Raw genomic sequence first — 22,832 nt, forward strand, 5'->3', positions numbered from 1 at the left:
CACCTAAAATCCAAAATCATCTGAAAGAACTGCCTCGCTGATATCCTGCGGAGCTTCATCAAATGCCGCCGTCCTGGCCAAGCAGTCAATGGATGCCGCCAACAAGTCAATCCGCTGTGAATCATCCTTGTTTTTCTTTGAAAGGCGAATGTTCTCATTCGTATCACTGTATTGGTAAGCGTTTGAAACACACCAATCAAGACACTCATTTTTTTCGTGAATCAGTTTGCCCTGTATGGTGAGCTCGCGGAAAAGCTTTGTCGGTTCGGAAAGCGTCATGATATTTTGACGGATTTCCGTGACCTTATAATTCTGCTTTTGTAGATTGTTTTCCATCTGCGTTGCGAGTGCAGCATCAAGATCCCATTCGAGCACATTCCAGTGGTTATCGAATTCCTCTTGATGCGCAGTTTCAATTAGGTAATCATAGTCAACAACTTCGCCGTCCGTGGCGGTGCACCATCCCTGATTGCACCAGTACCGATAGGGAACGCGGTCGGTATGCTCGTGCTTTGTAATTGCCGCGTCCGGTATAAATCCGTGCGCCCGAAGTGCATACCGGCCGTCCGGCAAACGAAATAGGAATGCCTGTCCTGTCAGGTCGATGCGTTTTGATAGGTCGCCACCGACAAGGCATGAGAGACTTTTTGTGAGTTTTTCAAATTCCTCTTTAGACACCTCATTCTCATGCCACTTATCCATGCAGCCATCAAAATATTTATCCGTGCTGCCTTCCTGCCAAAGATCACATCGCTTTACAAGCCATTCACGAATCTTACCCTGATCCCCGGAACTAAAGGCGATGTCATGTGCTTCCATGATCTCGTTTTTAAGGTTCTCGCTATAATCGTCCGGGTCCTGCAACATGGGATTGGCTTTCGGCAGATTCCTAAAATCGTGTGGATTATCATCTTTATCCAATTGCCGGATCATTACGAAATACCGTTCAGCAGTAATTTCACCAGTCAGTATTTTGCAGCAGGTATCATATTCTTTTTTACACGGGTTGTTTTCAGCATTGTTGCCCGCAGTAGATATGACATCCAGCAGATCCTGTGCTCGTTTGCCCTGTGAAGATTCTCCGATATCATAGAAAGCTGATGTGGGATGTTCATGATACTCGTCGATTTCCCACAAACACGGAGCCGCACCGTTTTTGTTATGCGTATCCTTTGAAAACGGTCTCATTTCCCCGCCTCGGGTACGATGCTTTACTGTGTTATTAAGAAATTTCAGTCGCTTTGATATGTCCGGACTGGATTTTCCCATTGTCACGGCATCATCCCAGACGCGCCGAGCCTGTTGCCGATCGACAGCCACACAGTCGACTTCCGGTGTCAGTTCATAAACGCGTTGTTCCGGGTGTCCCGGCGGATAAACACAGTCGGCACACATGAAATAATTTGCTTTACCTGACATCTCCACTGACTTGGCATTGCCGCGGGAACGCATTTCAAACGCTTTCTTGAAACGCCGGCGGCCAGTATTCTTTTCAACCCATCCAAAGATTGAACCCTGGTCAAATTTCTGGAAAGGTTTGAGTATAATTGGCTGACCGGAAAAAACGCCGCGCGGATGCCGACAGCAACGCGCAAACCAGTCAAAAATACGGTCTGCCCGGCTTTCGTCAAACACATACGGAAAATCAGGAGTTCCCTGTCGCTGCAAATCTTTCAAATGTCGCTCACATGCAAGCCATTCCCACTTGCAAACCGGACCGCGAATTCCTGCCACAATTTCCACGGCATAGCGCGTCGTCGGATGCAGAGCGTCCAGGTTCTTCACATAAGCACTTGTATCAATCGAACATTTCCGCATTTGGATCATCACTCGCTTCCTTATCCGGTTTCTGCGGCACCGCACCTGCACGGGAACGTGGATTCATGTAAAGAGAAAGCTCCATCTGATTGAGCATTTTCGTCTTTGCTTCAATTCTTGTTTCAACCTTCAGCACGGTATCGACACTGAACTTTTCCATGCCGATGGAGATAATGCCGAGAATACTCGAAAAATTAGCTTTGCCAATCTCATCTTTGATAGCGCTGTCCTGAACGATTTCACGCAACTTGTCAATACTCCGATCAAGCAGAGCCGTCATGTTCTGTTTCTGTTCGCGCAGATGCAGAAGCCGATTTCGGGCATACGTTTCTTCGCAGTACCGCGCCAGCAGATTTGTGTCGAGCGCATTCAACAGTTCCGTTCCATCATATAGTTTGAGCGTCTGCTTCCAGATGCGATAAAGGTTGACATTATCCCGAATTTGACGAGGAACTTTCAATTTTATGCTAGGAGTGACGCTTGCTTTTGCCTGCTTTTTATCGTCTTTTTCTTTGTTTGTAAGATGTTTTTTTGAGAAATTTGCTTCAATTGGTGCTGGCATTCTCAATCGTCCTCCCTTCTAATCTAGCAGTATTGCTTTATTGTCAGAAATGAAATTTTATTTTAGTAACCTGAAATTTTTCCATTGGGAATTTTTCAAATATACGAATCCATTGCGCTCTCCAAATGACTTGCTAAAAACATTTTTCGGGTGGGGGAGTTACGTTGCACTCCGAAGGAAACCTTTATAAAACGACTTACGCATATTTTCTTTCATCTCTTCAAGGTCTATAGTAACGGTCGTGTTCTCTGTAATCTTGACATTACGGTAATCGTGCTTTACTAAGGCAGGCATAGCGGCGGATTCAGCAGAAGGCATACTGGCTTGTGCCATAACAGCAACAGCTTCCATCCTCTTATGTTGACATGTATTCGCATACCGGCACTTCCGACACTGCTCACTTAATCTGCTTAATCCCATATCGTCTACTCTCCTCTTGCTGTCTTCTGGTTATGATGATGCTCGCAAAGTCCCTGCCAGTTGTACCTATCCCAAAACAAACGCCTGTCTCCACGATGCGGTTTGATATGGTCAACTACCGTTGCTGGGACGTACTTGCCTTGCTTCAGGCATTCCACACACCACGGGTTTTTGGCAAGGTAAGCTTTGCTTTCCCGCCGCCAGTCGCGATCATATAGCCGATGTCGTGTTGCATCTCTTGGAGGTGCGCCGTGTTTAGAGCAATACCCGTTCGGTCCAGCTAGCCGGTTGCATCCGGGATGGCAGCAGAGTTTGCCGGGAAGGTATAACATGTTTAATTTCTCCTTTCCGAAGTATAAAAAAGGACGTCCAACAGCTTTCATTCAGGACCACCACCCGGAGGGTGCTGACCGATCAGCATCAAGTCAGTAGCCCATTGTGCCCTTAAACGTCTGAGATCAGCCTCTTGTTGGATAGAGAGATGGGGAAGGCACTCAAGATTGCGTATTTGCTTATCGAGGTTGATTCGGTGATGTGGATCCAGCGGACAATAGGGGAGGGCACACGCTGGACACCCGGTCTTTATAGTGTTGTTCTGTGGACAATGATCACATGGCAGCATGGTGCCACCTCCTTAAAAATGAGTATAAAAAAGGACGGCCCGAAGGTCGTCCATGATTTTACAATCTATTTTGGATTAACAATAGCTTTTATCTGTTTTAGTGTTAAAAAATTGCCGTGAGTATTCAAAGATTCAAACTTTGAAATCATGTTCTGATATTTTGTTGCGTTTGGCCAATGAGAATTTAGCGTATAAAATCTTTTATCATATAATTGAGGATATTTTTGAAAAACTTCGAGCAAAAATTTTGCGTATGAATAATACTCAATCTCTTCGTTTCCATCAAATCCTTCAAATTTAATATCTTCAGTATCCAATTGCTCCTTTTCTTCCGGTTTTAGTTGGTTGTATGACATTAATAGCATTTGATATATTTGCAATGTCTTTTGAACTAATGATGCTATATCATCAGAAATTGGCTCACTAAATCCGTCGAATATTGTTTGGTATTGCTGTTTATATCCGTTTACTAATATCTCTTGGCAAATATCATAAAGCTCTGTATGAGAATGTATTTTGCAATCCTCCAACTTTTTCAATATTTCATATTGATTATAAAGCATTAACCGTTCAGCTTTGCTAAGTACCATTTTTATCCTCTCCTTTTCTCCATAATAATTACCTTACAGACAAAATTCAAGAATAAATTTGTACGAAAGCGAGTGTCAATTTTTGAGTATAAAAATAGCGCCGACCACTGAAGTGGAGGACGCTAAAAAGTTATTAAGAAAATTTTAATGTGAGTCCATATAATTTGTTGCGCTTAACAATTATTCTTTTTCCCCTTTAGGAGAATTTTCCAAATAAGTCGGTTGTGTAACTATGGGAGGAAATCCGGCAGATTGCATAATATTTGAAATAATTACGGATGCTTCTGCAGGTGCAAATAATACAAATTTGCGTTTATTCTGATTAATTAAATCTTTAATCTCTTGATCTGATGGATTAATTCCTTCTTTAATTATTGAACAGAATTGAAAAGTAACTTCTAGACAAATACTATTAGTATTTGTAGAATAAATTTTTCTTTTATAATTTACAAATGTTTTATTGTGATTTTCATCATCCCTATAAAAATCACTCAATGAGTCTTCTAGTTTAAAATTAATAGTGCCTTCTGGCTTATCATTTAAATAATCGTTTAAAAATGATACTTGTTTAAGCTTCAGCATGCTTTTACTGAATAAATCTTTTAGTTCCATCCTATTTTACCTCCGACTAATACCTTTTGATTGGATCCGGTATATAGACAACCATAAGTATATGGCTGCTTTTGATATTCATTTTTTGTATCGTTGGAATTGCATAATGATTGATAATCAGAAAGAGCTATACTTAATTGATCTTCCGTTGTTACATATCCAGCAACATTTTTTCTAATAGAATCTGCTACATATTCATTTAAAGACATTCCTTCTTGCTCAGCATATACGGAAGCTTGCTTATGAAGTTCTGGACTGATTCTGACATTGAATGTACCTTTGTACATTTTATCAGGTTCTTTGCCAAGTCTTTTACATGATTCTAAATATCCATCAATAGCCTCATGAAAATCACAGATCAGTTCTTTTACTGAGTTTCCCTCAAAAGTAATCAAATCAGCAGTTCCCATAACAGTGCCAAAGAAGACTTCATCTTCAGGACTAAATTCAATTTTTGCCATATATCCCTTATATTGTAGTCGATTATTCATTGATATCACCATTTTCTTTGAGCTTGTTAACAACAGCTTTTACTTGATATAACTTTAGTATTGAGGTTGGATGGGGCTTATGTATATATATCATAACTCCGCTGCTTTTATGTTTAAAAGAAACAGCGGAGCCAGACGTCTTACCTTTAGTATCTTCTTCGAATTCAAGACTTATTAATAGAGCCCTTAATTCATCATAAGTAAAATCGGTAGGAAACGTTAATATGCGTTTTATCAATTTTTCTTTTTTACTCATCCTTTATTTTGTCTGCTTTTGTTTGCAACTGAACCATAGTTGCAAATTTATAATATCAAATTTCTCATCTTTAGTCAATAGCCATTTTTATTGCTAAAATTTATTGTATAACAAAAAGCAGAAATTCTCACCTCTCTCTTTCCAAATAATAGAGTCTTTGTCTGAAAAAGTCAATACAGATTGTCAGAGGAAAAGAAGAAACACTTGTATTGGAGGGGAAAAATAAGCTTTTCAATAATCCCATATATGTTATGCAAAATTAGCCTTTAAAGACTAACTTTAATTAAAGATTTACAAATTTTATTATTTAATACTTTAAATGCATATTTATTAAAAAAATAAAAGCAAAAAAGCACCCAGCTTATTGACCAGGTGCTTTATGGGGGTAGGAAAAAGACTATTTGTCTTGTAATCGGTTTATAGCTGTTTGATAATACTGCCGGTCAATTTCCCAGCACACATAATTTCGCTTGGATTGTTTGCATGCAACCGCAGTCGTTCCGCTGCCGCAGCAGCTGTCGAGGACAAGTTCTCCCGGATTCGTGTAAGTCCTAATCAGGTAGTCAAATAGCGCTACCGGCTTTTGGGTTGGATGTAGGCCGCGCTCGCACTTGATTTCCAATAGCTGACGCGGGTAATGTACAATACAGGTTTCTGTGTCATGGGATAGACTGTTGTCTATACGGTAAACAGAGTCTCCATGGGCAGGAACCTTTTTACCATTTCTTTTGACTGGCTTGTCCAAAATAATTAGTCCCTGTGGATTGTAAGTGGGGAGATGCTTGTAAAATACACATACTTCTTCAATACACCGCAGGGGCATTTTTTTCGCGTTGGCGAATCCGGTCGGTTGATTTTTGTACCAGTACCAGCAGTATCGGAAAAGTTTTGGTTGACTGTTGATAAGTTGCGTCGTAAAAGGCTGGCATCCGGTTAAACAAATTGCACCGTGATCTTTGATGACTCTAAGATATTGTTCCCATAGTTGGTCAAATGGTAAAAGGCTGTCCCAGCGACACCCCGTGATTCCATACGGGAGATCGGTGAGGATCATGTCTACACTGTGATCGGGCAGCCGGTGCATTCCGGCAATGCAGTCTTCATTAAAAATATGATTGATATAGTTTTCCATGTGTAATCTCCTTTTTGTCAGAGACCCGCATGGCCTGCACTAAAAACGGTATAAAAAAAGGAGCTTCTTTTAAAAGCCCCTCTCTGCGAAATTCCGTAATTATATGTTAGCACACATTGATGCCGGAGTATTCCGTATTTTCCAGTAGAAAGCAGTAGAAACCGGGTGTTATTTTTCAATAGGCTGTCCAATTAAAGACTTCTTGCGGAGAAAGGTCTGAAAGTTCTTTTAGTAATCCATACACTTTTTTGCGCGTCCAATCTTCGTCATAATGCATATCGGCTGCAATTTGTTTCCATGCAGGTCTCCGGCCATCCCATTCTTTTCTTAAAGTTGGATTTTTGGGGCCTAAATAAGCGAGCTCTAAGATGCGTCTTTCTGTCAGTCCCAATGTTCCTAATGCCACTCGGCACCAGTCCTGCTGTTCCTGCAGACGGGCAATACGCTTTCGACAGGATTCAATCTGCCGGTCAAAATAGACGGTATTATCTCGCATGGCTGTGTTTGCGGTTTGATCGCTGGTGCTGCCTTTTCCTGTCGGTAGCCCAGAGAGGGTAGGGGAGGAAAGAGAAAACTTTCCTCGTTCTTCCTGGCAGTGCCGGATCGTAGCCAATTCTTCATCAATCATTTGAGGAATGTCGTAATATTTCTGCAAAAGTTTCTTGATCTGATCTGGCGTCATTGGTTCCATTCAAAACATTCCTCCATAAAATAATTTTATATTTACAATATTGTTTATCTCTGCATATTCTATTGTTATCTATGTTTTTAAGGGCAGCAGCCAAATGATAAGGAGTACCTTTTATGAATAACTGTCGCAATCGAATGAATTTAACACTTGTTTTTCGTGATCTATGGACACAACACGTTGTGTGGACGAGAATGATCATCATTAGTACAGTATCCAGCTTAGACGATCTGAAATATGTTACCGATCGTCTTTTGCAAAACCCAAAAGATTTTGCAAAGGCTTTAACGCCGTATTATGGGCAGCAAAAAGCGAAGAAGTTTGAAGACCTTTTAACGGAGCACCTTACAATTGCAGCAAGTCTTGTTAATGCTGCAAAAGACGGTAAAGCAGACGAGGTCGAGGCGCAGCGGAAAAAATGGTATGATAATGCCGACGAAATTGCTACTTTTCTTGCAAGCATCAACTGCTTTTGGTCAAAAAAGGAATGGCAGGCAATGCTGTATAATCACCTGAAAATGACAGAATCAGAAGCTGTTTTGCGGATTGATGGTCAGTATGCAAAAGGTGTTGAAACGTTTGATGAAATCAGCGCTCAAGCCTTGCAAATGGCGGACTATATGGCAATGGGGATTAGAAGACAATTCAACAGGCTGTGAGGGAAGAGGCGGAGTTAATTACTCTGCCTCTTCTTTTTGCTATAGGCTTGAAATCCAAACTTCTACAATTCCAGGTCCGGCATGGCTGATCTTCCGTTCCGGAACCACGTGCTGATTTGGTTTGAATTACCTGGATTACTTTGACGGAATCACATTCACGAGAAAACAGAATATTTTTCATATTAGAATTCTTTCTGTCGCTATTTTAGTGGCATTTTTAATCTACAATAATTTCTCGGAAAGCCCATCCATTTGGACGGCAGTATTTTTCGATGAATAACCTTCGGCGGTATATGTAATCCCTTTGGAGCTTTCGTATGGCCTTTGATTTCGTTTCTATGGCTTCTATGGTTCCATTGCGGTAAGTTATGAGAAAGTCGGGAGTGTAACGCGCTGAGGGCAATCTTAGGCCGCAGTACTCGCTTTTCGGAAGCAACTCAAAACTTTTGTGTAACTCTATGTCGATGATCTGTCCGCTTAGGATTTTCGGAAGAAGATCAGTTATGTAAAAGTTGCGTTCCAGCTGACTGTCAAATTCATCTGATCGTTTCGGTTTGCAGTGCTCTTTTTGCTGGTTTTGCTTTTGACGTTCTTTTATTTGCCGTTCCAGTTCGGCACGGACAGCCGGACCAAGTTGACTTAAGTCGTCAATTCTCATGGAAAAACGTTTCTCCCGTTTTGCATTTCTTTTTTGCGCCGAAGGAGTTCGGCCTGAATGATTTCAATTTCTGAATTTGCAGCGGATACCGATTCCTTTTTCCCAAGTTGTCGATTAAAATTGAGCGCTTCTTTGAGACTATCAATGCGGTGCTGAAGTCTTTCAACAGGGAGTGTGTGGTAATCAAGACTCATTTTTCATAACCTCCAATTTTGGCAGTATGTATTTTTCAAAATCCAGCCGTTCACTGTCAGAGAGGGGACACCAGTCTGCAATCCCCTTCCAGCGTTTGTAACGCTTATATAGCGGCAGAACGGCCGGGTGGTTGATATTAACCCGAAACCCATATGGATTGTGTTCCAACAGCAGCCCAGTTTCTGCCGGATCGTTATGGTAAATCATGGGTCATTTCCTTCATACTGTTTTTAAGATATTCGTCCCAATCATTTGTTATTCCGTTTTGGGGCTGCGGGATTTCCTTTTTACCCTGTGATCTGGAAAGCCATGAATTAATAAACTTTTTGATTCCGCTTTTCACTTTTCTGCGGCTTGGGTTGGTGTCACACCAGCCTTTCATTTTTCGAAATTCCTGTTCGATATCGACTGCTGGATATAACGCTCTCCATTCCTCGATCTGACGTTCAGTAACCTGATAATAGGAATTATCACGAAGAATAAGAGAGATGAATGGAGGAGAGGCGGGTGAAACCGCTTTTGCGGTTGAACCTATCTGTTCTATACTCTTCTCTCCTTTACTCTCCTTTCCTTTACTTTGGGGATTAATTTGCAAATTAACGGCATTATTTTCTAAATTAACATTGGTTTTCTCTGAATTTACAGTTTTAAAGGTGACCTTATTAAGAATGCTGGTTGGAACGTCTTTTTTATCAGATGAGTCCAGTAACCAGTATTCTTTTATGATCTGTATTTCTTCACGGGTAGATACTGCACGTATGTACCTGCGCTGGATACCCGCCGATGTCAAAATGCCGAACATCTGAAAAACCCCATTATTGAAAATGGAACGTCGCAGACACCCTTGCACCACCTGCGTTATGTTCTCGGGGACGATCCCACAACCGACAGCGTCAGCCATGAGGAGGCAGGAATCTTTGTCCCACATTTTGTAATATCCAGTAGTGCGATAAATATCGCACAATAGAGAGATCACAATCAGGATCCCTTTTGATCCGAATTCGGCTTTGATCAGCCGGATTTTATCATCTTGGAGAAAATCAACATCAAGAGGAAAATAATCAATCCCGTCCTTAGCAGGACGAGCCATAAGATCACCTCCCGAATAAGAGCCTGTACCACGATCCACCCACCCGGCTCTGTGTCTTGCTTTCTGCGAAAACGGTCATGGTTCTTTGACCTCTCCGGTTTCTTCGTCGACTTCAACGCTTTCCGCTTCGATGTATTCAGTAGGAACGCTGAACATGTCATCCGAAATCTCAGTCTTGATAGTTTCATCTGCTGACATTCCACGGACAAATTCGGTCTTTAATGGAGCATATTTGAGGGCACGCTTCAAAACAGTTTTCTTTGCCATTTCTTCAAAGTTGGTTGACCAGGGGGAATAGCTGCTGCTGTATGCTTTGCTGTATCGTTTGGCAAAGGCGCGTACGTCATCGACGCTCATTACTTCAAATCCATATCCGCCGTCTTTTGTCTTAAACATGCCATAGAAATAAACAGCATTTCCTTTGTCGGCGTCTTTGCACGGTACATGATGAAGCTTTGGTTCAAGCCCCAATTCATAGTCGAATTCATCATGTTCGTAAACGGTGTGCGCTTGGATAACGCTGATTTGGCCGGATCTGTAGGCAAGGTCAATTAAACCTTTATAGCCGAGTTGAAACTGGCATTCCAGAGTTCCATGATTTTTATATGGAATCAGATAGGCTTGCCCTAAGGGGGTATTCGGTTCGACACCGAGCTGTGCGGCAGTCATCATTGCGCCGAGGAAAGACTGAGGTGTTGTTGCTCCCAACTGCGGATTGGTAGAAAGAGCCGATAAAATAATTCTGGTAAAACGTTCCGGCGTCAAAACGGAGGGAAGGGCTTTCTTGATTTCTCCCTGCATCTTTTGAATGTAGGCTTGAATGGTGTGCTTTTCGGCTTTCGCCGTTGCTGTGCTTTCAGTAGCTTTTTGGATGGAGGTCATTTTGAATTCTCCTTTATATCAAATTTTCTGAATGTTGATTCTTTAAGATAAGAACGGAGGTCTATTTCCGGGTGATCGGAAGCAAATTGTTTGAGATTAAAACTGCTCCTGGTTTGTTGCTTCCAGCTGACGGTATAATTGCTGCATATTCCTGACTCGCGCTCTCCAAGCTCACTTTGCAGCGCCTGTTTATATTGATTGAGTTCTTGCTGATAGGACTTAATGAGATCTTTGGTGCTGCAGTATTGCTGAATGAGGTCATGACAGGTTTGCAGATCCGCCGGCTCTTTTGCCGGATCACTGTTTTGAAAGATGGTTTCGAGTGTTTCACTGGTAGGGGGAAGACCATCTACCGGAGGCGGTATATTTGGGACAACATATGTATTCCAGAAGTTGGATTCCGCTTTCATCAGCGCGTCAATCTCGGCTTGATCACGTTCGATCGTGAACCATTTGAACCCCTGTCCCAAAATCACGCATGCTAAATACCAGCGGTCCCATCCGGTCACGGCCAGATAATGGATGCACTGGACGTAATAGTTTTCCGGGAATTCTCCGTTTTTGAACTTTTTAAGGTTCATAACACTGGTGGTCTTGCATTCGAGTCCGGCACGTTCCCCGACGACTGCACGGTCAATGTTCGCATGAGCGAATGGGAATGACTTGCTGCAGAAAAAATCAGTCCGGCGCCGTACTCTTTTTCCGGTTTCTCCCATGAAACGGCTTGCAACATACTGCTCCAAGTCCCGACCCTGCCGCATGGCTTCATTATCCGGTTTGTCCGGAAGTTTACCGGTCTTATCTGCCCAGAGCATATATGGAGTCACATAATGGTTTAAACCAACAATGGCAGCGGCATCTGAACCACCGATTGATTTGCGGCGCTCAGATAACCATTGTTTATGCGTTAACTTCAAAGCAGATACTCCCTTTCTATTGTGATCGGCAGCCAATTCCCGGAATAAAACCAATCGACTAGCGTTTTCATAAATTCCTGCCGGCAGTCGCCTGTATTTCCAGAGCAATCAAATGCGATTCCGCAGCGAAGCATGGCATAGGGAAGAGCGTCATCTGCGGGCACAGTTTTTCCTCTTTCTGGACCGATCCCTTTATAAGCGACGATATTTCGCTTGACAAATCCTTTATTCTGCGGTACTTTTAAATTATTAGTGGTTTCCTTTCCGCCCTGAGTGTTGGTAGCGCTCTGGGCGGTATTTTTATGTTCATTCATAGCTGCGCCTCATTTCTTCACGATTTTGTGATTTTCTGCGATCAATTTGCCTTTGCTCGTGCGCCCAGTTGCGAATGGCCTTTTTGCGGTAACGTTCAATCGAGATTGCTTTGACGGCACGGATCGCAATTGTGATTACCGCGACGAGGCCGATATACTCAAATAGATTCATGCCGATTCCTTCTTTCTAAACTTGTCCTCTTCTATCACCAGTGGTATTATTTGGGTGGAGAGGAGGTGATAATTATGGTTGAATTTTCAAAAGATAATATAACTTTTATGATTGCAATCATCGGCTTCTTTTTATCACTGTATAACTTTATAAAATCCTGTTGGGAATCTTCGTGCCATTTGCAGGTTTTATATAAAAGTCATACTTGTGGGGAGCGCTATGATAAAAGAGCGATGTTAGTTGCACGACTCATATTTGAAAATAGATCGTCAAGAAAGATTGCTATTTCTCGTATGTTTTTAGAGCACAATAATAAAAGATATGAGTTTGCATTTCCAAAACACGAAGTGTGGAAATTTACAACGCGGTCAGGTGGGAAGATTACAGATGAACAGCAGATCTTTTCTCAGGAAATTCCTTTTGAAATCGAGGGATATGGTACTTTAGGCGGATATTTTATACTTTATCTACCCCTCGAGATGAAAGAGGATTTTTCTAAAGATACGACATTTGATCTCTTGATTTATACTAATAGAAAGAAGTTGCGTGTTTCACTTTCTGCTGATAATTTCGGAACTGATTCCGAGCAGTATGGATAATATGGCTAAAATTAAAGAGATTGTGGTAATATCCATCCTTTTTTGTTGCCTCCTTTTTCAGGTTAATTAGGGCTTGTCCACGTTTGAAAATTTAAACGTCCTGGTTCTTTAATTACTTTTGGTTTTTCTTAGCTTCCTCTTCCATCTTTTCTATACACGCTTGGGCGATGAGATGATAGGCAGGAAGCGTTGTCTCATTAACAGGAACTACATATCCATCCATCGACTCTCTGATGGTTCCGTCTTTCATGCGATTAGTAATATGTACGGTTTTTCCCCCGAGTTGCATATACATAAAATCACCTCCCAAAATGTATATGATTGCTGGATTGTCCGACTTTACGCCGATTTTTCGGTTAAGCCACTTCTTGCTTTACCCGATCACGCACGTTTGCCATGCCTTCCAAATCTTTGGCCTGTTAAGTCTTTCATTCCTTTCTCACTTCCTTCCTTGAAAATTTTTCCTTTCCAATGTAGAATTGTGGGGAAAGGAGGTAATAAAATATGGATAAGGACTTTTCAGAGTTTATGAAACTTATGGACTCAAAGGACTGGTCAAAAGTGGTTGACAGCATTTCAACGCACTGTGAGAAAGTAGATGGGAAAATTGGCAAGTCGATATATGCCAATTTGGAACTCACTTTGACCGTTCTCCGCGAATATCACGACTGGATAAATCAGCCGTGATCTTGTCAATGAATTTTGCGCCTTTAATTGGTTCTACAAATTTCTTGTCGCCCTCGGAACTCGTTCTCTGGGCGACATCTTTTCTTCTGTTTTTCATCTTTTTCACTTCCTTTTAAGCGGATTTCTTTTCGATGGACGCCATTTGTCCGACTTTACGCCGATTTTTCGGTTAAGCCACTTCTTGCTTTACCCGATCACGCACGTTTGCCATGCCCTCGGCAAATGTAGTTAATCGGTCTTTATCATCATCAGAGAGCTTATTATAAATAGCAGCTAAGTTCTTAAGAGCTTTCCTTTCTAAGTCAGTCATTGCATTTTCACCTCACTTTTATCTCTTTTGCAATATTATATTATCACTATAGTAATTAAATTGCAATACTTTATTGAAAAAGTTTAATAAAAATATTGCTTTTGTAATATTTTAAGATATAATAATATCTGAAGGATGTGATATAATGACTATTGGAAGTCGAATTAAAGAAATAAGAGTATCTCTTGCAATGAGTCAAAAAGAATTCGGATCAAGAATTGCGGTTGCTCAAACATACTTGTCTCAAATTGAAAATGGAGAGAGAGAGGCAACTGACAAAATCATCATGTTAATTGCCCAAGTGTTTGGTGCAAATGAAAATTGGATCAGGACTGGAAAAGGAAAAGCCTTTCCAGACCCTGATCCAGCTGAGGAAGTAGCTGATTTTTTAGGTAAAGCATTAAAGGATGAAAATAGTTTTAAAGCACGATTTATTTCAGCTTTATCCCGTCTCAATGAGTCAGACTGGGAAGTCATAAAAAAATTTGCAGAAGACTTACAAAAAAAAGACGATGCATAAGCATCGTCCTTTTTCATATCCAACTCTCTAAAAATTGTATTAATAATTTCAATTGTCTGTTAGTTGCCCCTTCTAACTCCTTTTTAATTTCATTCATTAACAATTGTCTTAATTCCATGCATTTCCATCTCCAAAAATCCGCACGTTTGTTCCGGTAGCGTGCTTTTATTATAGAACGTCCATTCGACTAAATCAACTAAAAAATCGACTAAATTTAGGATAACATTTTTGTATGGGACAAATTTGGGACATGAACTTAATTTTTGGTGCGAAATTGGAAATAAGGGATTGATTGTTGTCACCTATTGGGATATATTGTAATCATCTATATTTAAAGGAGAGATTTTATGAAAAAGGTAATTTGCTTTTTGATGGCAACGGCTATGTGCTTGGCAATGACCGCTTGTGGAGAAGGAACAGCTTCTTCCAGTAAAGCTTCGTCATCGGCCATTGCAAGTAGCAGTTCTGCACCGGTTAGTTCTGCGCCCCAAGCCAAATATTATTTTAAGGATAACGTTTTAGTTAGCGAGGATGTCAAAATTGAAATTGAAAAATATAAAGTAATACAGCCAGGAGAAAAAGGAAACGAGTATGGAAAAAAACCTGTAATTGCTTTTTGGTATAAGACAACAAATCTTTCTGGAAAAGAAAAGATTACTTCGATGTCTGCTTGGATTGCAATGTTTAAAGCAATACAGGATAATGATCCCAATAAAGTTAATACCTTAGAGGTTGGTATGCTTCCAGATAGTCAGTTCTCAGACTCCCAAATGCAAGAGATAAAAAAAGATGGGACTGTGGAAGATGCAGTAGCATATGAGTTATCCGATACCACAACTCCTGTTACCCTTAAGGCCACAAAAGGAATAGGCGGAGAAAAATTAGGGGAACAGAATTACGATTTGAAGTAATAAAAGTAATTAAATAAAAAAATTCGCCTGCTGGTACTTGCAATACCAACAGGCGGAGATCAACGGCCGGAGCCGATGGAAATAAATGGAGTTTTATTATACCAGTCGTTCATCTAAAAGTCAAGAGAGGTGATACTTTGCAGCAATCGTCGTTTTCCCGCGTAGGGTGTTATGTCCGTGTGTCAACGGAAAATCAATTAGAGAATTATTCCATACCTGAGCAAAAAGAGCGGTTAGAAGCCTATTGTAAAGCGAAAGGATGGAGAATATATAAGATCTATCCGGACGCCGGATTTTCGGGTGGAAATACTGATCGCCCAGCATTACAGCAGATGCTAAAAGATATACGCTTACACCGGCTTGATATGGTAGCAGTTTATAAACTTGACCGTTTGTCCCGTTCTCAGAAAGATACACTGACTTTGATAGAGGATGAGTTTATCGCAAACGGTGTGGAATTTGTTAGCATGTCGGAAAATTTTGATACGTCAACCGCGTTTGGGCGTGCCATGATTGGAATCCTGTCTGTCTTTGCACAGTTGGAAAAAGATCAGATTACTGAACGCTTTACAATGGGCCGCATCGGTCGCAGCAAAGCCGGATATTTCCACGGTGGGGGAAATGCTCCGCGGGGATATGATTACATCGACGGAAAATTGATTGTAAACGAGTTTACAGCAAAGCAAGTGCAAGAGGTTTATCAAAGATTTTTGGGCGGCGAATCCGTCAACTCGATTTATAAGTATATGCACAAAAAATACGGTGGTTGGAATTCATCACGAGCTGTGCTTAACACTTTAAAAAACAGTGTATACATTGGAAAAGTGAAATTTAAAGGAAAGTCTTATGATGGAGTACAGGATCACATCGTATCAGACGCCGAGTATCATCAAGTACAAAAACTGCTTAGTTCATCAGCGCGGGAAGAAGCCAAAACCAGCGCCCAGAAAACGCCTTTTCGGGCGGGGTATCTTTTATCCAGTCTCGTTTATTGTGCTCGCTGTGGGGCGAGATACAGCGCTAATCACGGGTATTATAAATGCTATTCCCGCTCTAAGAGCAGTCAGAAATTTATAACTGATCCAAATTGTAAAAATACCAATTACAAAATTGAGGAATTAGATGCGGCGGTAATTGCGCAAATAAATCGTTTGCAGTATGATAAAGATTATTTCAATGAAGTGGTTGGAAAGTCTAGGAGTACGAAAGATGAGACCAAAGCGTTATCAGATAGACTTGCGGAATTGGATCGGCAGATATCCAGGATGCTTGATCTGTACCAGGTAGGAACAATTCCGATAGACCAAATATCTTCTAGGCTGCAGGAGCTGCAAAGTAAACGAGATACCGTAAAAGAGAAACTGATATCTGCACAACAGGGGGCAGACAATGGACGAAAAGAAGACTTTATAAAGGCCTTAAAATCTGCAGATGATATCCTTTCTTCTGACTCGCTAGAGAAAAAAAGATTACTCTTATCGACTATGATAGAGTCTATCTGGATTGATGGAGAGTCCGTAGAAATTAGCTGGAGAATCTAATACAAAATTGTGACATCTATGTGCATGGGATTTGGTTGTAATGCAGCCGGAATCGTCGGGTGCCGGATTATTGACTCCCCAAGAGAGAGACTTCTCGCAATTTTGACAAATAATTTTGTACCATGCAACGGCAGATTTCCGACGTTGATTGCAATCATTGTCATGTTTTTTATCGGCGCATCCGGTAGTACAGCTTCTTCTTTCCTTTCGGCACTGCTTTTGACCGCTGTAATCGTATTGGGAGTCCTTGTCACGCTGGGGGTTACGAAGCTGCTTTCTAAGACACTTTTAAAAGGAATTCCTTCCTCGTTTACATTGGAGATGCCGCCTTATCGAAAGCCGCAGATTGGAAAAGTAATTGTGCGTTCTATTTTTGACCGAACCCTTTTTGTATTGGGAAGAGCGGTTGCAGTAGCGGCACCTGCTGGCCTTATTATTTGGCTGATGGCAAATGTTACGGTTGGAGGGGTCAGCCTTTTAAACCACAGCGCAGCTTTTCTTGACCCATTTGCAAAGCTTATGGGATTGGATGGTGTGATTTTAATCGCATTTATTTTGGGATTCCCTGCAAACGAAATTGTAATTCCAATTATTATCATGGCATATATGGCAAAGGGAAGTATTCTCGAATTGGGGAATCTGCTGGAGATGAAACAGCTTTTTGTTGCAAACGGATGGACTTGGCAGACTGCAATTTGTATGATGCTTTTTTCCTTAATGCATTGGCCTTGCTCAACAACACTTTTGACGATTCATAAAGAGACCGGCAGCGGAAAATGGACGGCACTGGCGGCGTTGATCCCGACGGTCCTCGGAATTCTCAGCTGTATGGCATTTCATTTGATTACGACCCCGTTTTTGTAAAAATTATATTTCAAAAAATGAGATTTAAAACTTGATACACATATAAATTCACCGGCTTAGGAATGTCTTTTCTAAACCGGTGAATTTTATATTGTAGAACAGGAACCAATCAAATTTAGACTGGCAATCTTGTTTATACGGATCATTACAGAAATAACGGTAAAAACATCTATATTTAGCCGGCAATTTACCAGTTGTTTGTTTGTGCTTTTTCGTTTTTCTGCTTTATTCCTGCAGCCTTTTGTGATAAAATAAAAAAATATGGCATACCGTGATTTTTCGCGGGAATCATTGTTACAATGAGTCGATCTGAAGGTCGGCGGAACGGGGGAACGAATGTCAAAGGTCATCAGAGTATTTGTAGAAAAAAAGCCCGGATTTGATGTTGCGGCGCAGCAGATGCGGAAGGATCTTGTGGAAAATCTGGGACTTAAAAACCTCGAAGAACTGCGGCTGATCAACCGTTATGATGTAGAGGGACTTTCCAGGGAGGATTTTGTACGCGCACGGGATCAGATCTTTTCTGAACCCAATGTGGATAACGTTTATGAAGAAACCTATCCTGTGCCGGAGGGCTTTGGAATTTTTGCAATGGAATATCTGCCGGGACAGTATGATCAGCGAGCTGATTCCGCTGCCCAGTGCGTTCAGCTTTTAACCCAAGGAGAGCGGCCGCAGGTCGTAACTGCTCGTGTGGTTGCGGTTAAGGGGAAGCTCTCTCAAGAAGACCTTGATAAAATCAAATCTTATATGGTAAACCCTGTCGAAAGTCGCTTAGCTTCTCTCGAAAAACCGGAAGATCTCAACCTTCGGGCAGAGGTTCCGGCAAATGTTGCTCGGGTAACGGGCTTTATTGTGTGGGACGAGAAAAAGCTACAGGAATACTATGGCTCTATGGGATTTGCCATGAGTTGGGAAGACCTTTGCTTTGTAAGGGATTATTTTAAGAAGGATGAAAAGAGAGATCCTTCCGTTACGGAGCTGCGGGTCATTGATACTTACTGGAGTGATCATTGCCGCCATACGACGTTCAGCACTCGTCTAAAGAAGATTGACGTTCAAAAATCAGCGGTTAGTAAATCGATTGAAGAAGCGGTCAAGCTGTATTTTGATACTCGTAAAGAAGTGTACGGAGACCGTAATAAAACTGTTTCTTTGATGGATATGGCCTGCATCGGAGCAAAGACCTTAAAAAAGCGTGGCTTGATTCCGGATTTGGATGAGAGTGAAGAAATCAATGCCTGCTCGATCGAAGTTCCGGTCACGATTGACGGAAAAACGGAGCAGTGGTTGGTACAGTTTAAGAATGAAACCCATAACCATCCGACGGAAATTGAACCTTTTGGCGGTGCGGCAACTTGCTTAGGCGGTGCAATCCGCGATCCGCTTTCCGGCAGAGCTTATGTTTATCAGGCGATGCGTGTTACCGGCAGCGGAGACCCCCGTACTCCGTTTGAGAAAACACTGCATGGAAAACTTCCTACCAGAAAAATTACGACCGGTGCAGCCCAGGGCTATTCGTCTTATGGCAACCAGATTGGTCTTGCTACCGGACAAGTGCAGGAACTTTATGATCCCGGCTATGTTGCAAAGCGCATGGAAATCGGTGCTGTTATTGGAGCGTCTCCCAAGAAGAATGTCGTGAGAGAAGAGCCGCAAACAGGCGATGTGATTGTCCTTTTGGGCGGCAGCACCGGCCGTGATGGAATCGGCGGCGCAACCGGTTCTTCTAAAGCACATACAGAAGAAAGTGTAGAAGAGTGCGGCGCAGAAGTACAAAAAGGAAATCCTCCGACAGAACGAAAACTGCAGAGAATGTTCCGCAGACCCGAAGTTTCCACGCTGATTAAACGCTGCAATGATTTTGGAGCCGGCGGCGTTTCGGTTGCAATCGGAGAGCTGGCCCCCGGATTAAAAATTGACCTTGATAAAGTACCGAAGAAATATGAGGGCCTTGATGGAACAGAACTGGCGATTTCTGAAAGCCAGGAACGCATGGCCGTCGTTTTAGCGCCGGAAAATGTTGACGCATTTATTAAGGCTGCCGGAGAAGAAAACTTAAATGCGAAGATTGTGGCGGTCGTTACAGAAGAGCCGCGCCTGCAGATGTTCTGGCGCGGAGATGAGATCGTCAATATCACCCGTGCATTTTTGGATACCAACGGCGTTACGCAGGAAACAGATGTAGAGATCTGTGCACCAAAGGGCGGCGACGATCTTTTGAAGGTAAAAGCAAACGCCTATCGGGAAATCGTTCCGCAGGAGCTTTGTGGAAAGCCTCTTTCTGAAGCGTTTACAGAGAATCTTTCCCGCCTCAATGTTTGCAGCCAGAAGGGCCTTTCGGAACGGTTCGATTCTTCGATCGGTGCTGCAACGGTGCTGATGCCTTTTGCCGGAAAATTTCAGTTGACGCCGGAAGAAGCGATGGCAGCTAAACTGCCGGTCGAAGGCGAAACAGATGATGCCACAGCGATGGGTTACGGCTATATTCCGGGAATTTCTGAGTTTTCTCCGTTCCATGGAGCTGCATGGGCAGTTGTGGAAAGCCTTTCGAAACTTTGCGCAATTGGAGCAGACCCGTTAAAAGCACGGCTGACGTTTCAGGAGTATTTTGGACGGATGACAGAAGATGCAAAACGCTGGGGAAAACCGATGGCAGCGCTTTTAGGCGCTCTGACTGCACAGCTGAAACTTGGACTGCCTTCCATCGGCGGAAAAGACAGCATGTCCGGTACTTTTGAAGACTTAGATGTTCCTCCAACTTTAGTAAGCTTTGCAGTTGCGATGACAAAAGCAAGCAAGACGATTTCGGCAGCGCTTTCGGGGGCCAATCACAAGTTGGTGCTGATTTCATTGCCGCAGGATTCCGAGACCGGATTGCTGCCCGATTTTGGCGGCATTCAAAAAGTCTATCAGATGGTTCATCAAATGATGGAAAAAGGAGAAGTTCTTTCTGCTTCCGTTGTCAAAGAAGGCGGCGCAGCAGCTTCTATTGCAAAAGCAGCTTTCGGCAATAAGATCGGTGTTCGCTTTGCAAAAGAAGCCGAAAATGAAACACTTTTGTTCCGTCCGCACAGCGGAGACCTAATCTTGGAACTCAAAGAAAATGTTTCTTTGCCGCAGGGAGCAACCCTTCTTGGAGAGACTACAGAAGAGCCTGTGATCGAACTGCAGGGACAGAAAATGGAAATTGATTCTTTGATTTCCTGCTGGATGGGAACTCTTGAGAAAATTTTCCCGAGTCATGCGAATGAGCAGCCGGTTCAGTTTACAGTGCCGCTCTTTACTCAGCGCAATCAGAAAGTGCCGGCGATTAAGGCGGCTAAGCCCAGAATCTTTATTCCGGTATTTCCAGGGACGAACTGTGAATATGATTCTGCAAAGGCATTTCGCCGTGCCGGCGGTGATCCTCGTGTATTGGTGGTTAAAAACCTTTCTGCTTCCGGGATTGAAGAGACGATCCGTAAAATGGAGCAGATGATCGATGAAAGCCAGATCATTATGCTGCCGGGAGGATTTTCCGGCGGTGATGAACCGGACGGTTCCGGTAAATTTATTGCAACTACTTTCCGCAATCCGAGAATTGCAGAAGCGGTTTCCCGCTTGCTGGAGCAACGGGATGGCTTGATCTTGGGAATCTGCAATGGATTCCAGGCACTGATTAAGCTGGGTCTTGTTCCGTATGGCAAGATTGTGGAACCTAGTGAGAAAGCCCCGACTTTGACCTTTAATACGTTGGGCAGGCACGTTTCCCGGATGGTTTATACGCGTGTTGCCAGTGTAAAGAGCCCATGGCTGTCGGGAGTAGAGGCAGGAGATTTGTTTGCGATTCCTGTTTCTCACGGAGAAGGACGTTTTGTGGCAAGCGATGCTGTGATGAAACAGTTGATCCAAGATGGACAGATTGCTACACAGTATGTAACGCCCTGCGGAATTCCTTCTGGGGATATTGAATGGAATCCCAATGGTTCTGATTGCGCAGTTGAGGGCATCACCAGCCCCGATGGCCGTGTGTTCGGAAAAATGGGCCATTCTGAGCGCAGAGGAGAAAACCTCTATCAGAATGTTCCCGGAGAAAAAGACCAGAAACTGTTTGAATCGGGTGTAAAATATTTTGGATAAGTATTTAAAACGTACTTGGGCAGAAATCGATCTGGATGCGGCAGAGTATAATTATCGTGCAATCCGCGGTGCACTGCATCCGGGGACCAAGATGTGCTGCGTCGTAAAGGCGGATGCTTATGGGCATGGCTCTGAAGTGTTGGCTCGTCTTTATGAGAAACTGGGTGCCGATTGGCTGGCAGTTTCCAATTTGGAAGAGGCCATTCAGCTGCGCAACGAAAAAGTGCATCTGCCGATTTTGATTCTTGGCTATACGCCGCCTAAGATGGCGGGACAGCTTTGTGCTTTAAATATTTCACAGGCATTGCTTTCTGAAGAATATGCCGAAGCATTGAACCAAGAAGCGGTTCGGCAGGGGACAACAGTTCGCTGTCATGTAAAATTAGATACCGGTATGAGCCGAATTGGTTTTGTTTATCAGCAGCCTGAGCGCGATGGAGCTTCGCTCGATGCGATTGAGCGCGTCTGCAATCTGCCGGGTTTGATTCATGAGGGAATCTTTACTCATTTTGCAGTAGCGGATGAAGGAGAAGCAGGCAGAGCATTTACGGAACATCAGTTTGCATGCTTTTCCGGTGCAATTAAAGAACTGGAGAAGCGTGGAGTTACTTTTCAGCTTCATCATTGCGATAATTCGGCCGGTGTTACGGAATATCCGCAGATGCAGCTTGATATGTGCCGCCCGGGTGTGATTCTCTATGGGATGCAGCCTTCTGCCGCTCTGCAGAATCCACTGCAGCTAAAGCCGGTGATGGCGCTCAAAAGCGTAATTTCGCTTGTTAAAACGCTCGAATCTGATACGCCGCTCAGCTATGGTTGTACCTGTAGAACAAAGCAAAAAACAGTGGTGGCAACCGTGCCGATCGGATATGCCGACGGCTATCCTCGGATGCTTTCCAATCAGGGAGAAGTTCTGGTGCATGGCCATCGAGCAAAGATTCTTGGAAGAGTCTGTATGGATCAGCTGATGATTGACGTAACCGGAATCGAAAATGTTCATGCGGATGATGAGGTGACATTGATTGGCAGCGAAGGGGAAGAAAGCATTTCCGCCGCAGAGATTGCGGGCCTTTGCAAGACAATCAATTATGAAATCACCTGCGATATCAATAAGCGGGTATCGAGGGTTTATCTAAGGAATGGAAGCCCTGTTTCCGTAACCAATCTTATTTGCTGAACTTGATGATAAAAAATGCTCTC

General features: G+C 42.7%; 28 protein-coding genes and 1 pseudogene. 8 read left to right on the forward strand and 21 right to left on the reverse strand.

Annotation, left to right across the window (positions count from 1 at the left end; all coding sequences use genetic code 11):
- Positions 1–3: 3 nt before the first annotated feature.
- The 10 genes from ACVS9P_RS02495 to ACVS9P_RS02540 all read right to left on the reverse strand — a co-directional run bounded on the left by ACVS9P_RS02495 (position 4) and on the right by ACVS9P_RS02540 (position 7,194).
- On the reverse strand, positions 4–1,827 hold the full coding sequence (locus ACVS9P_RS02495; RefSeq protein ID WP_452104072.1) for a terminase large subunit: 1,824 nt from the start codon (positions 1,825–1,827) through the stop codon (positions 4–6).
- The gene (locus tag ACVS9P_RS02500; protein ID WP_452104073.1) at positions 1,799–2,380 is read right to left on the reverse strand and encodes a hypothetical protein; all 582 of its coding nucleotides are present in this window, start codon (positions 2,378–2,380) and stop codon (positions 1,799–1,801) included. The genes ACVS9P_RS02495 and ACVS9P_RS02500 overlap by 29 nt, the downstream gene beginning before the upstream one ends.
- A 159-nt stretch (positions 2,381–2,539) precedes the next feature.
- Complete coding sequence (locus tag ACVS9P_RS02505; protein WP_452104074.1) at positions 2,540–2,800, reverse strand: hypothetical protein; 261 nt, start codon at positions 2,798–2,800, stop codon at positions 2,540–2,542.
- Positions 2,801–2,805: 5 nt separating this feature from the next.
- Positions 2,806–3,183: an HNH endonuclease gene (locus tag ACVS9P_RS02510; protein WP_452104075.1), complete on the reverse strand. Its 378-nt coding sequence runs from the start codon at positions 3,181–3,183 to the stop codon at positions 2,806–2,808.
- 304 nt (positions 3,184–3,487) lie between these two features.
- The gene (locus ACVS9P_RS02515) at positions 3,488–4,012 is read right to left on the reverse strand and encodes a YfbU family protein (RefSeq protein WP_452104076.1); all 525 of its coding nucleotides are present in this window, start codon (positions 4,010–4,012) and stop codon (positions 3,488–3,490) included.
- A 180-nt stretch (positions 4,013–4,192) separates the two neighbouring features.
- The gene (locus tag ACVS9P_RS02520) at positions 4,193–4,624 is read right to left on the reverse strand and encodes a hypothetical protein (protein WP_452104077.1); all 432 of its coding nucleotides are present in this window, start codon (positions 4,622–4,624) and stop codon (positions 4,193–4,195) included.
- A complete protein-coding gene (locus ACVS9P_RS02525) occupies positions 4,615–5,085 on the reverse strand; it encodes a type II toxin-antitoxin system HicB family antitoxin (protein ID WP_452104078.1) in 471 nt (156 codons plus the stop codon). Before ACVS9P_RS02525 ends, ACVS9P_RS02520 begins: the two co-directional genes overlap by 10 nt.
- Before the next feature lie 22 nt (positions 5,086–5,107).
- Entirely contained in the window at positions 5,108–5,371 is a 264-nt protein-coding gene (locus ACVS9P_RS02530; RefSeq protein WP_452104079.1) for a type II toxin-antitoxin system HicA family toxin, read from the reverse strand.
- A 397-nt stretch (positions 5,372–5,768) separates the two neighbouring features.
- Entirely contained in the window at positions 5,769–6,503 is a 735-nt protein-coding gene (locus ACVS9P_RS02535; RefSeq protein WP_452104080.1) for a DNA-methyltransferase, read from the reverse strand.
- 175 nt (positions 6,504–6,678) lie between these two features.
- Entirely contained in the window at positions 6,679–7,194 is a 516-nt protein-coding gene (locus tag ACVS9P_RS02540) for a hypothetical protein (protein ID WP_452104081.1), read from the reverse strand.
- Between the two features lie 113 nt (positions 7,195–7,307).
- On the opposite strand from ACVS9P_RS02540, the gene ACVS9P_RS02545 reads away from it, so the two are divergent.
- Entirely contained in the window at positions 7,308–7,850 is a 543-nt protein-coding gene (locus tag ACVS9P_RS02545) for an acetylglutamate kinase (protein WP_452104082.1), read from the forward strand.
- A gap of 217 nt (positions 7,851–8,067) precedes the next feature.
- Here ACVS9P_RS02545 and ACVS9P_RS02550 read toward each other — a convergent pair whose 3' ends face one another.
- The 8 genes from ACVS9P_RS02550 to ACVS9P_RS02585 are packed head-to-tail and all read right to left on the reverse strand — an operon-like array spanning position 8,068 to position 12,078.
- Positions 8,068–8,508, reverse strand: coding sequence for a DUF1064 domain-containing protein (locus tag ACVS9P_RS02550; RefSeq protein WP_452104083.1), 441 nt, complete (start codon positions 8,506–8,508; stop codon positions 8,068–8,070).
- Positions 8,505–8,702 carry a hypothetical protein gene (locus ACVS9P_RS02555; protein ID WP_266162756.1) on the reverse strand — a complete coding sequence of 66 codons (198 nt, stop codon included), beginning with the start codon at positions 8,700–8,702 and terminating at the stop codon, positions 8,505–8,507. Before ACVS9P_RS02555 ends, ACVS9P_RS02550 begins: the two co-directional genes overlap by 4 nt.
- Positions 8,692–8,910, reverse strand: coding sequence for a hypothetical protein (locus tag ACVS9P_RS02560; RefSeq protein WP_266163008.1), 219 nt, complete (start codon positions 8,908–8,910; stop codon positions 8,692–8,694). The genes ACVS9P_RS02555 and ACVS9P_RS02560 overlap by 11 nt, the downstream gene beginning before the upstream one ends.
- The gene (locus tag ACVS9P_RS02565; RefSeq protein WP_452104084.1) at positions 8,897–9,832 is read right to left on the reverse strand and encodes a DUF4373 domain-containing protein; all 936 of its coding nucleotides are present in this window, start codon (positions 9,830–9,832) and stop codon (positions 8,897–8,899) included. The genes ACVS9P_RS02560 and ACVS9P_RS02565 overlap by 14 nt, the downstream gene beginning before the upstream one ends.
- Positions 9,833–9,868: 36 nt before the next feature.
- Positions 9,869–10,675: a recombinase RecT gene (locus ACVS9P_RS02570; protein ID WP_452104085.1), complete on the reverse strand. Its 807-nt coding sequence runs from the start codon at positions 10,673–10,675 to the stop codon at positions 9,869–9,871.
- Positions 10,672–11,592 (reverse strand): YqaJ viral recombinase family nuclease, encoded by a 921-nt coding sequence (locus tag ACVS9P_RS02575; RefSeq protein ID WP_452104086.1) that lies wholly within the window; start codon positions 11,590–11,592, stop codon positions 10,672–10,674. Before ACVS9P_RS02575 ends, ACVS9P_RS02570 begins: the two co-directional genes overlap by 4 nt.
- The gene (locus ACVS9P_RS02580) at positions 11,589–11,906 is read right to left on the reverse strand and encodes a hypothetical protein (RefSeq protein WP_452104087.1); all 318 of its coding nucleotides are present in this window, start codon (positions 11,904–11,906) and stop codon (positions 11,589–11,591) included. The genes ACVS9P_RS02575 and ACVS9P_RS02580 overlap by 4 nt, the downstream gene beginning before the upstream one ends.
- Positions 11,899–12,078, reverse strand: a complete 180-nt coding sequence (locus ACVS9P_RS02585) for a hypothetical protein (protein WP_452104088.1) — start codon at positions 12,076–12,078, stop codon at positions 11,899–11,901. The genes ACVS9P_RS02580 and ACVS9P_RS02585 overlap by 8 nt, the downstream gene beginning before the upstream one ends.
- A gap of 74 nt (positions 12,079–12,152) precedes the next feature.
- On the opposite strand from ACVS9P_RS02585, the gene ACVS9P_RS02590 reads away from it, so the two are divergent.
- A complete protein-coding gene (locus tag ACVS9P_RS02590; RefSeq protein WP_452104089.1) occupies positions 12,153–12,677 on the forward strand; it encodes a hypothetical protein in 525 nt (174 codons plus the stop codon).
- A 112-nt stretch (positions 12,678–12,789) separates the two neighbouring features.
- Here ACVS9P_RS02590 and ACVS9P_RS02595 read toward each other — a convergent pair whose 3' ends face one another.
- From ACVS9P_RS02595 to ACVS9P_RS02605, 3 genes are all read right to left on the reverse strand, one after another.
- Positions 12,790–12,966, reverse strand: a complete 177-nt coding sequence (locus ACVS9P_RS02595; protein ID WP_452104090.1) for a BOW99_gp33 family protein — start codon at positions 12,964–12,966, stop codon at positions 12,790–12,792.
- 348 nt (positions 12,967–13,314) lie between these two features.
- Entirely contained in the window at positions 13,315–13,461 is a 147-nt protein-coding gene (locus ACVS9P_RS02600; protein WP_452104091.1) for a hypothetical protein, read from the reverse strand.
- 72 nt (positions 13,462–13,533) lie between these two features.
- The gene (locus ACVS9P_RS02605) at positions 13,534–13,674 is read right to left on the reverse strand and encodes a hypothetical protein (protein ID WP_266162766.1); all 141 of its coding nucleotides are present in this window, start codon (positions 13,672–13,674) and stop codon (positions 13,534–13,536) included.
- Positions 13,675–13,819: 145 nt separating this feature from the next.
- Between ACVS9P_RS02605 and ACVS9P_RS02610 the strand changes: the two genes are divergently transcribed.
- The 6 genes and pseudogenes from ACVS9P_RS02610 to alr all read left to right on the forward strand — a co-directional run bounded on the left by ACVS9P_RS02610 (position 13,820) and on the right by alr (position 22,809).
- Positions 13,820–14,194 carry a helix-turn-helix domain-containing protein gene (locus ACVS9P_RS02610; protein WP_452104092.1) on the forward strand — a complete coding sequence of 125 codons (375 nt, stop codon included), beginning with the start codon at positions 13,820–13,822 and terminating at the stop codon, positions 14,192–14,194.
- Between the two features lie 347 nt (positions 14,195–14,541).
- A complete protein-coding gene (locus ACVS9P_RS02615) occupies positions 14,542–15,105 on the forward strand; it encodes a DUF5067 domain-containing protein (RefSeq protein WP_452104093.1) in 564 nt (187 codons plus the stop codon).
- A gap of 179 nt (positions 15,106–15,284) precedes the next feature.
- Entirely contained in the window at positions 15,285–16,646 is a 1,362-nt protein-coding gene (locus ACVS9P_RS02620) for a recombinase family protein (protein WP_452104094.1), read from the forward strand.
- Positions 16,647–16,649: 3 nt separating this feature from the next.
- Positions 16,650–17,510, forward strand: a pseudogene (locus ACVS9P_RS02625) (nucleoside recognition domain-containing protein); the annotation flags it as partial.
- 336 nt (positions 17,511–17,846) lie between these two features.
- Entirely contained in the window at positions 17,847–21,632 is a 3,786-nt protein-coding gene (locus tag ACVS9P_RS02630) for a phosphoribosylformylglycinamidine synthase (protein ID WP_452104095.1), read from the forward strand.
- The gene (alr, locus tag ACVS9P_RS02635; protein WP_452104096.1) at positions 21,625–22,809 is read left to right on the forward strand and encodes an alanine racemase; all 1,185 of its coding nucleotides are present in this window, start codon (positions 21,625–21,627) and stop codon (positions 22,807–22,809) included. Before ACVS9P_RS02630 ends, alr begins: the two co-directional genes overlap by 8 nt.
- Positions 22,810–22,832: the final 23 nt, after the last annotated feature.

This window comes from Caproicibacterium sp. NSD3 (assembly GCF_053613275.1).

Excerpts from the sequence above, each read along its gene's own strand:
- ACVS9P_RS02560 (WP_266163008.1), bottom strand. The coding sequence starts at position 8,910 with ATGATTTACCATAACGATCCGGCAGAAACTGGGCTGCTGTTGGAACAC.
- ACVS9P_RS02550 (WP_452104083.1), bottom strand. The coding sequence starts at position 8,508 with ATGAGAATTGACGACTTAAGTCAACTTGGTCCGGCTGTCCGTGCCGAA.
- ACVS9P_RS02495 (WP_452104072.1), bottom strand. The coding sequence starts at position 1,827 with ATGATCCAAATGCGGAAATGTTCGATTGATACAAGTGCTTATGTGAAG.
- ACVS9P_RS02510 (WP_452104075.1), bottom strand. The coding sequence starts at position 3,183 with ATGAAAGCTGTTGGACGTCCTTTTTTATACTTCGGAAAGGAGAAATTA.
- ACVS9P_RS02600 (WP_452104091.1), bottom strand. The coding sequence starts at position 13,461 with ATGAAAAACAGAAGAAAAGATGTCGCCCAGAGAACGAGTTCCGAGGGC.
- ACVS9P_RS02570 (WP_452104085.1), bottom strand. The coding sequence starts at position 10,675 with ATGACCTCCATCCAAAAAGCTACTGAAAGCACAGCAACGGCGAAAGCC.
- ACVS9P_RS02595 (WP_452104090.1), bottom strand. The coding sequence starts at position 12,966 with ATGCAACTCGGGGGAAAAACCGTACATATTACTAATCGCATGAAAGAC.
- ACVS9P_RS02520 (WP_452104077.1), bottom strand. The coding sequence starts at position 4,624 with ATGGAACTAAAAGATTTATTCAGTAAAAGCATGCTGAAGCTTAAACAA.
- ACVS9P_RS02590 (WP_452104089.1), top strand. The coding sequence starts at position 12,153 with ATGGTTGAATTTTCAAAAGATAATATAACTTTTATGATTGCAATCATC.
- ACVS9P_RS02615 (WP_452104093.1), top strand. The coding sequence starts at position 14,542 with ATGAAAAAGGTAATTTGCTTTTTGATGGCAACGGCTATGTGCTTGGCA.
- ACVS9P_RS02580 (WP_452104087.1), bottom strand. The coding sequence starts at position 11,906 with ATGAATGAACATAAAAATACCGCCCAGAGCGCTACCAACACTCAGGGC.
- ACVS9P_RS02630 (WP_452104095.1), top strand. The coding sequence starts at position 17,847 with ATGTCAAAGGTCATCAGAGTATTTGTAGAAAAAAAGCCCGGATTTGAT.
- ACVS9P_RS02555 (WP_266162756.1), bottom strand. The coding sequence starts at position 8,702 with ATGAGTCTTGATTACCACACACTCCCTGTTGAAAGACTTCAGCACCGC.
- ACVS9P_RS02525 (WP_452104078.1), bottom strand. The coding sequence starts at position 5,085 with ATGGCAAAAATTGAATTTAGTCCTGAAGATGAAGTCTTCTTTGGCACT.
- ACVS9P_RS02605 (WP_266162766.1), bottom strand. The coding sequence starts at position 13,674 with ATGACTGACTTAGAAAGGAAAGCTCTTAAGAACTTAGCTGCTATTTAT.
- ACVS9P_RS02530 (WP_452104079.1), bottom strand. The coding sequence starts at position 5,371 with ATGAGTAAAAAAGAAAAATTGATAAAACGCATATTAACGTTTCCTACC.
- ACVS9P_RS02515 (WP_452104076.1), bottom strand. The coding sequence starts at position 4,012 with ATGGTACTTAGCAAAGCTGAACGGTTAATGCTTTATAATCAATATGAA.
- ACVS9P_RS02500 (WP_452104073.1), bottom strand. The coding sequence starts at position 2,380 with ATGCCAGCACCAATTGAAGCAAATTTCTCAAAAAAACATCTTACAAAC.
- ACVS9P_RS02610 (WP_452104092.1), top strand. The coding sequence starts at position 13,820 with ATGACTATTGGAAGTCGAATTAAAGAAATAAGAGTATCTCTTGCAATG.
- ACVS9P_RS02545 (WP_452104082.1), top strand. The coding sequence starts at position 7,308 with ATGAATAACTGTCGCAATCGAATGAATTTAACACTTGTTTTTCGTGAT.
- ACVS9P_RS02540 (WP_452104081.1), bottom strand. The coding sequence starts at position 7,194 with ATGGAACCAATGACGCCAGATCAGATCAAGAAACTTTTGCAGAAATAT.
- ACVS9P_RS02505 (WP_452104074.1), bottom strand. The coding sequence starts at position 2,800 with ATGGGATTAAGCAGATTAAGTGAGCAGTGTCGGAAGTGCCGGTATGCG.
- ACVS9P_RS02535 (WP_452104080.1), bottom strand. The coding sequence starts at position 6,503 with ATGGAAAACTATATCAATCATATTTTTAATGAAGACTGCATTGCCGGA.
- ACVS9P_RS02585 (WP_452104088.1), bottom strand. The coding sequence starts at position 12,078 with ATGAATCTATTTGAGTATATCGGCCTCGTCGCGGTAATCACAATTGCG.